At 75.3% G+C, this 12,686-nt stretch carries 11 protein-coding genes; 9 read left to right on the top strand and 2 right to left on the bottom strand.

Annotated elements, in window-relative coordinates; all coding sequences use genetic code 11:
- Window positions 1-20: 20 nt before the first annotated feature.
- From ACIQMJ_RS11415 to ACIQMJ_RS11375, 9 genes are read left to right on the top strand one after another with little or no spacing between them, the layout of a single operon-like run.
- Window positions 21-845, top strand: a complete 825-nt coding sequence (locus ACIQMJ_RS11415; protein ID WP_499760846.1) for a DMT family transporter — start codon at window positions 21-23, stop codon at window positions 843-845.
- Window positions 842-1,795 carry a polysaccharide deacetylase family protein gene (locus ACIQMJ_RS11410; protein ID WP_499760845.1) on the top strand — a complete coding sequence of 318 codons (954 nt, stop codon included), beginning with the start codon at window positions 842-844 and terminating at the stop codon, window positions 1,793-1,795. Before ACIQMJ_RS11415 ends, ACIQMJ_RS11410 begins: the two co-directional genes overlap by 4 nt.
- Entirely contained in the window at window positions 1,792-2,958 is a 1,167-nt protein-coding gene (locus ACIQMJ_RS11405) for an O-antigen ligase family protein (protein ID WP_499760844.1), read from the top strand. Before ACIQMJ_RS11410 ends, ACIQMJ_RS11405 begins: the two co-directional genes overlap by 4 nt.
- Before the next feature lies 1 nt (window position 2,959).
- Window positions 2,960-4,003, top strand: a complete 1,044-nt coding sequence (locus ACIQMJ_RS11400; RefSeq protein ID WP_499760843.1) for a glycosyltransferase — start codon at window positions 2,960-2,962, stop codon at window positions 4,001-4,003.
- Window positions 4,003-4,914, top strand: a complete 912-nt coding sequence (locus ACIQMJ_RS11395; RefSeq protein WP_499760842.1) for a YveK family protein — start codon at window positions 4,003-4,005, stop codon at window positions 4,912-4,914. The genes ACIQMJ_RS11400 and ACIQMJ_RS11395 overlap by 1 nt, the downstream gene beginning before the upstream one ends.
- On the top strand, window positions 4,908-6,170 hold the full coding sequence (locus tag ACIQMJ_RS11390) for a glycosyltransferase 87 family protein (RefSeq protein ID WP_499760841.1): 1,263 nt from the start codon (window positions 4,908-4,910) through the stop codon (window positions 6,168-6,170). The genes ACIQMJ_RS11395 and ACIQMJ_RS11390 overlap by 7 nt, the downstream gene beginning before the upstream one ends.
- Window positions 6,167-7,573: an oligosaccharide flippase family protein gene (locus tag ACIQMJ_RS11385; RefSeq protein WP_499760840.1), complete on the top strand. Its 1,407-nt coding sequence runs from the start codon at window positions 6,167-6,169 to the stop codon at window positions 7,571-7,573. The genes ACIQMJ_RS11390 and ACIQMJ_RS11385 overlap by 4 nt, the downstream gene beginning before the upstream one ends.
- 11 nt (window positions 7,574-7,584) lie before the next feature.
- On the top strand, window positions 7,585-8,658 hold the full coding sequence (locus ACIQMJ_RS11380) for a glycosyltransferase (RefSeq protein ID WP_499760839.1): 1,074 nt from the start codon (window positions 7,585-7,587) through the stop codon (window positions 8,656-8,658).
- On the top strand, window positions 8,655-9,773 hold the full coding sequence (locus tag ACIQMJ_RS11375) for a glycosyltransferase family 4 protein (protein ID WP_499760838.1): 1,119 nt from the start codon (window positions 8,655-8,657) through the stop codon (window positions 9,771-9,773). The genes ACIQMJ_RS11380 and ACIQMJ_RS11375 overlap by 4 nt, the downstream gene beginning before the upstream one ends.
- On the opposite strand, the gene ACIQMJ_RS11370 is transcribed toward ACIQMJ_RS11375, so the two are convergent.
- Entirely contained in the window at window positions 9,745-11,217 is a 1,473-nt protein-coding gene (locus tag ACIQMJ_RS11370) for a putative glycoside hydrolase family 15 protein (protein ID WP_499760837.1), read from the bottom strand. The two genes, ACIQMJ_RS11375 and ACIQMJ_RS11370, sit on opposite strands and share 29 nt — an antisense overlap.
- On the bottom strand, window positions 11,199-12,620 hold the full coding sequence (locus ACIQMJ_RS11365; protein ID WP_499760836.1) for a sugar transferase: 1,422 nt from the start codon (window positions 12,618-12,620) through the stop codon (window positions 11,199-11,201). The genes ACIQMJ_RS11370 and ACIQMJ_RS11365 overlap by 19 nt, the downstream gene beginning before the upstream one ends.
- Window positions 12,621-12,686 lie beyond the last annotated feature (66 nt).

Raw genomic sequence — 12,686 nt, 5'->3', positions numbered from 1 at the left:
ATCTCCAGGGGAAGGGTCGCGTGACTGGCTACCTCGAACTCGCCGCGTCCGCGGTGCTGTACGCGCTGGGCGTCGTCGCCCAGTCGATCGCGTCCCGGCGCGCCGTCGAAGGAGGCGGCGGGCTGGGGCTGCTCGCCCGGCTCGCCCGCGACCGGCTCTACCTGCTCGGCTTCGCGGGCCAGGTCGGCGGGTTCGCGCTGGCGTTCCTGGCCCGCGCCCAGCTGCCCCTCTACCTGGTCCAGGCCGGGTCGTCGTGCGCGGTGGGCCTCGCGACCCTGTTCGGCATCGCCGTGCTCGGCTGGCGGGTCCGCGCGATCGAGGTCGTGGTGCTCGTGGTGATGGCGGCCGGGCTGGTGCTGCTCGTCGCGGCGGCCACCCCCTCGGCCGCGCACGACGTGCCCCAGGGGCTCGGCATCGTCCTGTTCGGACTCCCCGTGGTCGCGCTCGTCCTGGTGCAGCGGCGGGTCGGCGGCGTCGTGCCGCTGGCCGCGCTCGCCGGCCTGGCGTTCGCCGTGGTGGCCATGACCAGCCGCACCCTGGCCGACGAACCGCTGCTCACCCTGCCGCTGTACCCGTTGGCGTGGCTGATGATCGCCGCCGCGCTCGTCGGCCAGTCCTACCTCGCGCTGGCCCTGCGCCGCGGCTCGGCCACCTCGACCGTGGCCACCATGGACGCCACCACCGTCGTGATCACCTCGATCATCGGCATCGCCGCCCTCGGCGACCGGATCACCCCCGGCCGCGAGTGGTGGGTCGCGCTGGGCGTCGGGCTCGTCGTGTGCGGCGTCCTGCTGCTCGGCTACGCCGACCGCTTCGCCAAGACCCCGGCGGAGGCCGCCCGGTGAACACCGCCAGCGTCTCCCTCGACCTCGACAACCTCTGGGCCTACCTCAAGACCCACGGCGACCCCGGCTGGGAACGCCGGCCGAGCTTCCTGGGCACCGCCGTGCCGCGCCTGCTGGAGGTCTTCGGCGAGCACGGCCTCACCACCACGGTGTTCGTCGTCGGCGCGGACGCCGAGCGCGACGACGGCGCGCGGGCCGTCGCCGACATCGCCGCCGCCGGCCACGAGATCGGCAACCACTCCTACGGCCACGAACCCTGGCTGCACCGCTACACCCGCGACCGGCTCGAAGCCGAGCTCGCCCGCACCGAGGACGCCATCGTCGCCGCGGGCGCGCCCCGGCCGACCGGCTTCCGCGGCCCCGGCTACAGCGTCACCCGCGACCTGCTGGAACTGCTCGCCGAACGCGGGTACCGCTACGACGCCAGCACCCTGCCCACCTGGATCGGCCCGCTCGCCCGCGCCTACCACAACCGCACCGCGCCGACCGGCGGCGAACGCGACCTGTTCGGCGGCTTCGCCCGGGTCCGCGCGCCCAACCGGGCCTACCGCTGGCGCGTCGGCACGGGCCTGGTCGAGCTGCCGGTCACCACCATGCCGCTGCTGCGCGTGCCCATCCACGGCTCGTACCTGCTGCAACTGCACCAGCTCTCGCCGCGGCTGGCCCGCGCGTACTTCACCGCGGCACTGCGGTTGTGCCGGGCGCGCGGCGTCCAGCCGTCGCTGCTGCTGCACCCCACGGACGTGCTCGGCGCGGCCGAAGCGCCCGGCATGGAGTTCTTCCCCGGCATGGCGGTGCCCGGCGCGCGCAAGGTCGAGTTCCTGGGCTGGGTGCTCGGCGCGCTGCGAGCCCACCACTTCGAGGTCATCGGCACCGGCGCGCACGTCGACCGGCTGGACGCGGGCCTGCGCGAGCACGACACGGGCCTGCTGGCGCGGTGCGGCGGATGACCTGGCTGGTGCGGGCCCTGACGTGCGCGACGGTGTTCGTCGCGCCGCTGGAGGGCTACCTCTTCCAGGTCCACGGCCACCTGGCCAAGGTGCCGCCGGCGCTGCTCGTCGCCACCTGGGCCGTGCTGCGCGCGCGGCAACGCCGGGCGCCCGAGCCGCACCCCGCGCACCTGGTCCTCGCCGCGCTCGCGGTCGTGCTGCTCGCGTCCTGGGCGGTGCACGCGGGCGGCCCGTACGCGACCGGGTACGCCCTGCGCTGGCTGCCGTTCCTGGCGGTCGCCGTGGTGCTGATCGACGTGGTGTCCCGCGAGGTGCCGGTCCGGGTGGTGCTCGCCGCCACCGTGGCCGGAGCCCTCGTCGCCGCCGCGGGCGCGCTGCTCGGCATGGTCGTCGAAGGGCAGACCCGGGCCGCCGGGCCGTTGGAGGACCCGAACGACCTCGCCTACTTCCTCGTCGCCGCGCTGCCGCTGCTGGTCGCGCTGCGCCACCGCGTCCTGACCCCCGTGGCGGCCGTCGTCCTCGCGGCCGGCGCGGCGGCCACGTTCTCCCGGGGCGGCGCGCTCGCCCTCACCGCCGCCGTGGCGTGGCTGCTGGCCCGCCGCGCGCTGCCGCTGCGGGCGCTGGCGGGCGGGGTCGCCGCGCTGGCCGTGCTCGGCGTGGCCGCCGTGCTGTTCGCCGGCCCGGAGCTGGACCGGGCGGTGCGGGAGAAGACGCACGTCGCCGGGACCAACGTGGACACCCGCGAGCTGCGCTGGCAGGCCGCCGCCCGGATGGTCGCCGACCACCCCGCCCTCGGCGTCGGGCCCGGAGGGTTCCGCGAGGGCTACCCGGCCGCCTCCCACAACGCCGAGATCGACGAGCAGACCCCCGTGGCGCACAACATGTACCTGGAGGTCGCCGCCGAACTGGGCGTGCCCGGCTTCGCCCTGTTCATCGCGCTCCTGGCGCTCACCGCCGTGGTCGGCGAACGCGTGCGCCGCACCACCCCCGACCCGATGCCGGTGCTCGCCGTGCAGGCGTCCCTGATCGCCGTCGTGGTCGCCTCGACCTTCCTGTCCCAGCAGTACTACCTGCCGTTGTGGTCGCTGGTCGCGGTCGTGGCCGCGACCGACCTGCGTCTGAGGAGGACGAGCGACGTTGCGTGTGCTCCACGTGATCAGTGAGATGGGAACCGGCGGCGCCGAAGCGCTCGTCGCCGGGATGGCCAGGTCCGGCGCCCAGTACGGCTGGCAGTCGGCCGTGGCCAGCGGCGGCGGGCACCGGGCCGAGGCGTTGCGCGCGTGCGGCGTGCCGACGTTCACCGTGCCGGTGGCCCAGCGCCGGGCGACCGGCGTGCTGCGCGCGACCACGGCCACCAAGGCCGCGATCCGCGCCTTCCGGCCGCAGGTCGTGCTGGCGCACAACGTGTCGGCCAGCCTGGTCGCCCGCCTGGCCGTGCTGCCGCGCAGGCTGCCGCTGCTGACGGTGTTCCACGGCGTCGCGGACACCGACTACACGGGCGCGGCGCGCATCCTCAAGCGCACCTCGCGCACGGTCGTCGCGGTCGCCGACGCCACCGCCGACCGGCTGCGCGCGGCGGGCGTGCCCGACCCGGTGGTGATCCCGAACGCGGTGTTCCCGCAACCCGAACGGGTGGACCGCACCGCGGTCCGCGCGGTGCACGGCGTCGCGCCGGACGCGCCGGTCGCGCTGTGCCCGGCCCGGCTGGAACCGCAGAAGCGGCACGACGTGCTGCTGGAGGCGTGGGCGAAGGTGGACGGCGACGCGGTGCTGTGGCTCGCGGGCGACGGCAGCCTCCGCGACGAGCTGCGGCAGCGCGCCGCCGAGCTGGGCGTCGACGACCGGGTCCGGTTCCTGGGCAACCGGTGCGACGTGCCCGACCTGCTCGCCGCCGCCGACGTCACCGTGCTCACCAGCGACTGGGAGGGCATGCCGATCGCGGTGCTGGAGTCGCTGTCCGCCGGGCGTCCGGTCGTGGCCACCGACGTCGACGGCGTGCGGCAGGCGCTGGCCGGTGGCGGCGGGCTGGTGGTGCCGCGCCGCGACCCGGGCGCGACGGCCGACGCGCTGCGGACGCTGCTGTTCGACCCCGCCGCGCGCGCCCGGCTGGCCGAGGAGGGCCTGGCGTCCGTGCGCCGCGAGCACGACCCGCGTCTGCTGATGCGGTCCTACGACGAACTGCTGCGCACCGCGATAGGAGCGTCCTGATGGATCTGAGCGTGTTGCGCGACCTGCGCGTCCCGGCCGCCCTGAAGCGCCCCCTCGCGCTCAGCCTCGCGATCGCGCTGCTGGTCGCGGTCGCCGTGGTGGTGGCCGTCGAGGTCGCGGGCAAGGAGTACGAGAGCCGCGTCGGCCTGCTCGCCGTCCCGGCCGTCGGCGACCCGGAGCAACCCCCTCCCGGCGGCTTCGGCGAGGTCGTCGCGCTGTCGCTGCCCGCGCTGGTCGAGGTGGCCCGCACGCCGACGGTGCTGCGCGCGGCAGCCGCCGAGCTGGGCACCACCACCGACGACCTGGCGCGCCGCGTGTCCGTGGAGCTGGTGCCCGCGTCCGGCCTGGCCCGGCTGTCGGTGCGGGCCGAGACCGCCGACCGGGCCGCGCAGGCCGCGACCCGGATCGCGCAGACCGTGGTGGACGCCGACCTGTTCGCGCCCGTCGCCCGGCTGCGCCTGCTCGACCGGCCCGAGACCACGCAGGTCGCGCCGGACCGGCCGCTGGCCTACGGCCTGGCGGTGATCGCGGGCGTGCTGGCGGGCCTGGCCGCGCACGCCGTCGGCCACCTGCGCCGGACCCGGCCCCGCGACCTGGTGCGCGCCGCGCTCACCGCCGGTGGCGTGCGACGACCGGTGGCGGTGCTGCCCGACGACGACCCCGACCTGGTGCGACGGCTGGCGCTGCTGTGCGAGGCGTCGGCACGGCCCGCGCGCGTGGTCGCCGTGGTGCCGGGCCTGGCCGACCGCGCCGAGGAGCTGGCCGCCGAGCTGCCGGACAAGACCGGCGAGCCCGCCGACGGCGACGCGGTGATCGCGGTCGTGCCGGACGGCGGACCGCAGGACGAGCTGGCGACGGTGGTCGGCGCTCTGCCGACCACGGCGACCCTGGTGGCGGTGGTGACGTGCTGAAGACCATGGTGGTGAAGGACAAGGCGCGGGTGCTGACCGCGCTGGTGGCCGTGATCGGCGCGGTGGCGGCGTGGCGCGCGCTGCGGCCGTCGTGGCAGGCGCCGGTCCCCACGTGGGCCAACCTGCCCGAGGAACGGCTCCAGGACTTCCGGGACGCGCTGTACTTCCCGATCCGCGAGTTCCTGGCGGGCGGCAACCCGTACCTGCCGGCGACGATGTTCGAGCACTGGCCGGTGCGGCAGGCGTTCAACCTCTACCAGCCCTACCACCTGGTGCTGCACGCGCCGTTCGCACTGCCGGGGTACCGGGTCGGCGCGGTGGCGTTCACGCTGGCGTCGCTGGTGCTGCTGGTCGCCCTGGCGGTGCTCGCGGCGGGCCGGTTGCGGCCGCACGTGCCCCTGGCGCTGGGCACGGCGGTGATCGCGACCCTGCTCGTGCTCAGCCAGGTCGGCAAGGCGCAGCTGTACGTCGGCCAGGTGAACCCGCTGATCGCGGTCGGCGCGGCGGGCGCGTTGCTGGCCCGCCGCGACGCGCCGAAGTGGGCGGCCGTCGCGCTGGCGCTGGCGTGGCTCAAACCCCAGTTCGGCCTGCCGCTCGCGGTGCTGCTGTTCGTGCGCGGGTCGCAGCGGGTGGCGGTGACCGGCACGGCGGTCGCGGCGCTGGCCAGCCTGGTCGCGGTGGTGCCGCTGGTGGTGCGCGGCGGCGGCGTGGGCCCGTTCCTGGACGTCATCGCGGTGAACCTGGCGCACGCCGGCGAGACCGCGTACGGGGCGGTGGACTCGATGACGGCGCAGCGGGTCGACGTCGCGGCCGTGTTCTACCGCGTCACGGGCTGGCTGCCCGGCGGCGCGGAACCGGTGGTGCTCGTGGGCGTGCTGGTGGCCAGCGCGGTGCTGGTGCGCCGGCTGGACCGGATGGGCCAGCCCGCCGCCGCGGACCTGCTGACGTGCCTGGCGGTGGTGGCGGCGATCGTGCACCAGCCCGGTGACGTGCTGATCGCCGTGCCGTCGCTGGTGGCGGTGGGCGTGGTGTGGTGGGGGCGCAGGTGCGAGCGCGACTGGCGCCTCGGGCTGTCGGTGGTGCTGCTGCTGGTCCCGTTCGCGCACCTGCACTTCGTCAGCCAGGCCATCCGGGAGGTGTCGGGCGCGCGGGTGGACGTGACGGTCGACGGCGTCGCGGTCGTGGTGGCGTGGGCGTCGGCCGTGGTGTTCGCGGCGACCCGCCGGTGCTCGGCCGTCGGCACGGTCCGGACGTGACCGCGGTCGGCCGGCGGGCCGTGCGCGGCTCGCTGTGGCTGTTCCTGGTCAACCTGGTCGGCAAGGGCAGCCAGATGGCCGTCACGCTGGTGCTGGCCGCGTTCCTCACCGAGGAGGGCCTGGGACTGGTGGCGCTGGCCGTGGCGCTGGTCAACATCGGCCAGGTGATCCAGTCGATGGGCGTCTACGACGTGGTCAGCCGCACCGAGCGCGACCCGCGCCGGATGGCGGGCACGCTGCTCGTGCTCAGCGCGGGCACCGGCGCGGTGCTGGCGGCGGCGCTGGTGCTCGCGGCGGACGGGGTCGCGCACGCGCTGGACGCGCCGTCGGCCGCGCCGCTGCTGCGGCTGGCGGCGGTGAGCCTGCCGTTCTCGGCGGTGGCCGGCGTGCAGATGGGGCTGCTGCACCGCGACCTGGACTTCCGGCGCCGGCTGCTGCCCGACGCGGGCGGCGCGGTGCTCGGCGCGGCGGTGACGGTCGCGCTCGCGGTGACCGGCGCCGGACCGCACTCGCTGGTGATCGGTCTGCTGTGCACGGCGGTCGCGCAACCCGCGCTGGGCGTTCTGGTGGGCGTGCGAGTGCGTCCAGGGTGGGACGCGGGCGCGGCGGCCGAGGCGCTGCGCTGGATCGCGGTGGTCGGGCCGGGCGCGCTGGTCGCCGTGCTGCTGATCAACGTGGACTACCTGGCCATCGCGCGGGTGCACGGGCCGGAGGCGGTCGGCGTGTACTCGTTGGCGTACCGGATCGCCTGGGTGCCGTACATCCTCGTCGCGGTCGTCATCGGCGGCGTGGTGCTGCCGTTGTGCGCCAAGCTGGTCCGGGGCGGGGAACCGCTGTCCGACGTGGTCGGACGGGCCACCGCGGCGGTGCTGGCGGTGACCGGCGGGCTGTACGCGGTGACGGCGGTGGTGGCCGACCGGGTCGTGGTGTTCGGCGCGCGGTGGTCGGGAGCGGCCGTGCCGCTGGCCCTGCTGTGCCTGTACGGCCTGGGGATCAGCCTGCTGCACGTGTGGTACCAGGTGCTCAAGGCCGCCGGGCACGCCCGCCGCTACCTGGCGCTGGAGGTGACCCACCTGGCGCTGCTGGTCGGCGGGCTGCTCCTGGCCACCCGGCACGGCGTGGTGGCGGTCGCGCTGGTCCAGGTCGCGGCGGCCTGGCTGCTCGTGCCGTGCACGTGGTGGGCGTTGGCGCGGCGGGGGATCGGCCCGCCGCTGCCCGCCCTGGCCCGCGGTGCCGCCGGGGTCGTCGCGGCGGCGGGCTGCTGCGCGGCGGTGTCGTTCTCGCTCGGTGACGTGTTCGGGCCACCCGGCTCGGTGGTGGCCGCGCTCGGTGAAGGGGTCGTGTTGGCGGTGGTGTGCGGCGTGGTCGTGCTGGTGGCGAACCGGGAGGTGGTCCGCCGGTGAGGGTGGTGCACGTGAGCCAGCCCGTCACGGGAGGCGTGGCGGTGGTGGTGCTGGACCTGGTCCGCGCGCAACGGGACCTCGGGTGGTCGGTGGTGGTGGTGTGCCCGCCGGGGCCGCTCGCCGACCACGCGCGCGAGGTGGGCGTGGACGTGCGGACGTGGCGGGCCGGACGGCACCCCGGGCCCTCGGCGCTGGGGGAGGCGGTCCGGCTCCGGCGCGTGCTGCGCGAGGTCGAGCCCGATGTGGTGCACCTGCACAGCTCCAAGGCCGGGATGGTCGGGCGGCTCGTGCTGCGCGGGCGTCGGCCGACGCTGTTCCAGCCGCACATGTGGTCGTTCCAGAGCGCCACCGGCGCGGTGTCGCGGGCGGCCCGGGTGTGGGAGCGGGTCGCGGCGCGGTGGACCCACCAGCTGGTGTGCGTGAGCGACGACGAGCTGGCCCTCGGGCGCGCCGCCGGGGTGCGCGGGTCGGCGGAGGTCGTGTGCAACGGCGTGGACGTCGAGCGGTTCCGGCCCGACGACCGGGCCGCCGCGCGGGCGCGGCTGGGGCTGCCGGACGTGCCCACGGCGGTGTGCGTGGGTCGGCTCGTGCCCTACAAGGGACAGGACCAGCTGCTCGCGGCCTGGCCCCTGGTGCGGGCGCAGGTGCCGGACGCGCGGCTGGTGCTGGTCGGCGACGGCCCGATGGCGCAGCGGTGGCGCGCGTCGTGCGACGACGAGTCCGTGCGCTGGTGGGGTGCCGACGACGCGGTCGCCGACTTCTACGCCGCCGCCGACGTGGTCGTGCTGCCGTCCCGCGAGGAGGGCATGGCGCTGGTGCCGCTGGAGGCGATGGCGTGCGGGCGGTCCGTGGTGGCGTTCGAGGTCAGCGGCGTGCGGCAGAGCGTCGGCGAGGCGGGCGCGGTGCTGCCGGCCGGTGACGTCGCCGGGTTGGCCGAGGCGGTCGCGGTGCGGCTCGCCGACCCGTCCGCGGCGGACCTGGAGGGCGCGCACGGGCGGCGGCGGGTGGAGCTGCTGTTCGACCGGCGCCAGGCGGCCGACCAGGTCGCGACGCTGGTCGACAAGGTGCTGGTGGGTGCGCGGTGAAGGGGCGGCTGCGGGTCGCGTACGTGCTGACCCAGGACAGCGGCGGGCCGGTCGACGTCACGGTGCGGTTGGCGCGGGCGCTGCTCGCGTCCGGTGAGGCGGACGTGCGGGTGTTCGGGCCGGTGCCGCGCCGGGGCGCGGAGGTGCTGGCCGGGCACCACGAGGTGGTCGAGGTGGGCGACAAGGCCGACGTCCGGGCCGGGAGGCGGGCGCGGGCGCTGGTGCGGGCGTGGCGGCCGGACGTGGTGCACGCGCAGGACCGGCGGGCCGGGCTGGTCACCGCCGGGCTGCGGTGGCGGCACAAGGTGATCCAGACCTACCACGGCGTGCCGGACGACGTGGGGGAGGAGTGGTTCCGGGGCGTGCCGCGGGCCGTGCCGCCGTCGGCGTACACGCGGACCGTGCTGGCGGCGGACGCCGTGGTGGCGCGGGCGGTGCACCGCACGGTCGTGCCCGCGCCGGCGATGGGGCGGTTCCTGACGGACCGGTTGCGGGTGCCCGCCGCCCGGTTGGCGCACATCGACAACTGCGTGGAACCCGCGCACGTGCAGCCGCCGGTCGGGCCGGTGCGGCGGCTGGTGTTCGTCGGGTTGCTGGTGGAGCGCAAGGGGTTGGCGACGCTGCTGGCGGCGTTGGCGCTGCCCGGCGTGATGCCGGCGGACGCCACGTTGACCGTGGTGGGTGACGGGCCGGAGCGGTCGCGGGCCGAGTCGCTGGCGCGCGCGTTGGACGGGCGGGTCGAGTTCCTCGGCTTCCGGTCCGACGTGCCGGAGCTGCTGCGGCACCACGACGCGCTCGTGCTGCCGTCCACGATGGAGCAGCAGCCGCTGGTGGTGGCCGAGGCGATGGCGGCGGGCAAACCCGTGGTGGCGACCGACACCGGCGGGGTGGCCGACATGCTCGGGCCGGCGGGTTCGGGCGGCGCGCTGGCCGCGCCGGGCGACGTCGACCAGCTCGCCGCCCGGCTGCGCGCGTTGTTCGCCGAACCCGACCCGGCCCGGATCGGGTTGTCGCTCGCCGAACGGGCTCGGGAGCGGTTCGCGCCGCACGTGTGCGCGCGGCGGCACCTCGCCCTCTACCGCGACCTCACGGACTGGGGCTCGGCGACGACGTAGTGGTGGTCGTAGTGGTTGACGTGGTGGTGGTCGTGCCCGTGGTCGTGGTGGTCGTCGGCTCGGCGGTGGTGGTCGTCGGGTCGGCCGTTGTCGTCGTCGTTGTCGTCGTGGTGGTGGTCGGCTGCGTCGTCGTCGTGGTCGTGGTGGTCGCCGGGGTGGTCGCCGTCGTCGTGGGACCCGCCGGGTTCACCAGGATCACGGCGTCACCGGCGGCCACCTCGATCGTGGTCGGCGCGGCGGCCCCGCCGTCGACGTTGACCAACCCGGGCGGCGGCGTCACCCGCGCGGCCTTCCCGGTCGGGTTGACCGCCACGTACCCGCCGGTGAACCGGCGGTCCCACACGCCCGACGGCAGCCGGTTCGCCGTCTCCGTCGCCTCGCCCAGCTTCGCGTCCTGGTACTTCGACCAGTCCGGGTCGCGGTAGTCCTTCGTGGTCGCGCCGGACCAGCAGGTGTACGGGCTCGCCAGCAGCGCCGCCGTGGCGTACCCGACGCGCTCCTCCCGCGCGCCCTTGGTGTGGGTGATCAGCAGCAGCCACGTCTCGCCGAGCGCGGCCTGGGACCGCAGCTCCTTCCACTCGTTGCCCTTGAACGTGAGCAGTTCACCCGTGCCGGTGTCGCGCAGGCCGAAGTTCTCCTCCATCGCGCCGTCGTAGCGCGAGTGCGCCGTCCAGCGTCCCGCGGTCAGGTGGGATTCGGACACGTTCGGGATCAGCATCTTCCCGGCCTTGTGCAGCGCGTCACCGGCCGTGGTGAGGAACGCGTCCATGCCCTCGCGGATCATCCGGTCGGACTCGGCCCCGTCCGCCGTGCCCTTGAGCACCGCGGACGAGTAGTACTTCAGGGAGCTGAAGTCGTTGTCGGCGAACACGCCGTCCCAGCCCTGCGCCACCACCTCGGCGGTGACCGCCTCGCTCCACGCCTTCTGGTAGGTCGGGTCCCAGACCGTCATCTGCCAGTGCTTGGGGTAGACGGTCCACTCGATCCGGTTGTCGTGGGTGTCCACCGCGAACCAGTGCGGGTTCTCCCGGTGCGCCTTGAAGTAGCCGATGCCGGTGGGCAGCAGCGGCGCGTCCACGTCGCCCTCGATCGCCCCGGGGTAGTTGCGCGCGCTGGAGAAGTCCTTGTAGACCAGCACCTTGATCTTGGGGTTGAGCTGCTTGAGCCGGTGCAGGGCGGCCGTCTCGGTCGCGTTGAGCACCACCAGGCTGTAGTGCTCCGCGGCGAACGCCAGGTCGCGGGGCGTGGGCGGCTCGCCGATGCCGTACCACCAGCCGCACGGCGCGAGCGGCTTGGGCAGCGGCCCGAGCGGGTCGGGCGGCGGGACCGGCCGGCCGGCGGCGGCGCCCGCCGTGCAGGCCGCGGTCGACAGCAGGAGCGCGGCGGCGCACACCAGCCCGAGCACGCGGCGGGGTCGTCGTCGGTTCAGCGATTCCTTCGGCACACCAGTTCACCCACCGTCTGCAACAGGATTTTCACGTCCAGCCACAAGGACCAGTTGGCTATGTAGTAGTTGTCGTACCGCGACCTGTCGACAATCGAGGTGTCACCCCGCAAGCCGTGCACCTGCGCGAGTCCGGTCAGCCCCGTGGGAACGCGGTGCCGGGCCCAGTATAGCTCGTGGATGGCGGAGAATTCGCGGACGAAACCCGGTCGTTCCGGTCGCGGTCCGACGATGGACATGTCCCCCCGGATGATGTTCCACAACTGGGGTAGTTCGTCCAGCGAAGTGCGTCGCAGGAATCGTCCGACTGGCCCGACCCGGCGATCTCCGACCACCGACCAGGTGACTTGGGAATCGTCTTCGCCGTTCATCCTCACGCTGCGCAGCTTGTAGAGCACGAACGGCTGATCGTCCATCCCGACCCGGACCTGGCGGAAGATCACCGGCCGGCCGCTCTCCACCAGCACGGCCAGCGCGCACAGCGCGATCACCGGCGAGAGCACGACCAGCGCCACGGCGGCCAGCAAGACGTCCATCGCGCGCTTGACCCACCAGCTCGGCCTGCTGGTCGGCGCGGTGCCCAGCCTCATCAGGGGGTAGCTGCGCAGCCGCTCGATGTCCGGGCCGTCCTGGTAGAGCTCGAACATCCGGGGCACGACCAGGGTGGTGCAGCCGAGCCGGTGCGCGGTGATGGCCGAGTCGACCACCGACGACTCGCGGGCGTGGGAGAAGGCCAGCACGACCGTGCCGACGCCCAACCGGGTGATCGCGTCGGCCAGGTCCTCGTCCATCAGCTCGACGGGCAGGGCGGCGCGCTCCACCGCGGGCTCGGGGTCGACGAACCCGACCGGGCGCAGGCCGAACTCCGGGTGCGCCTGCATCGCGCCGACCAGGTCGATCCCGACCTTGCCCGCCCCGACCACGATGGTGCGGTCGCAGCGGTGGAACCTCCGCCGGCACCAGCGGCCGAACGCGAACACGACCAGTCGGGCCGGTTCGCTCAGCGCGGCGAACGCGAGCACCGCCCACTGCGCGGCCGTCGCGGCGCCCGGCGGCCCGCTGACCACTCCGACCAGGCCGACCAGCGTGACCAGGGCGAACGCCACCGCCGTCGCGCCGACCGAGCGCGGCAGGTCGTGGAACCAGGACAGCCACAGCCGCCGCCGGTACAGCCGGCACGCGGCGCGCACGCCCAGCAGCGCGGCCACCAGCACCGCCGTCCACCTCGCGCCCGGCGCGTACCGCACCACCACCGCGGCCACCGCCGTCACGTCCACCGCGACCAGCAGCACCGCCACCGCGTTCACCCGGCTCAGCAGGTCCGACCCCGACGCCTCCCGCGGCCTCGGGTGCCGCCACCGCGAGACCAGGGTCGGGGTGGTCGCCGAGCCGACCCCGTTCACCTCGGACCGCCCTTGCCCGGGACCGAGCGCGTCCCGTCCACGCCACACCACATCCGGTCGACGTCC

Source organism: Actinosynnema sp. NPDC091369 (genome assembly GCF_044757065.1).
Classification (GTDB): Bacteria; Actinomycetota; Actinomycetes; order Mycobacteriales; family Pseudonocardiaceae; genus Actinosynnema.
The sequence above is the reverse complement of the archived record's forward strand: the minus strand, read 5'-3'. Positions and strand labels throughout refer to the sequence as shown.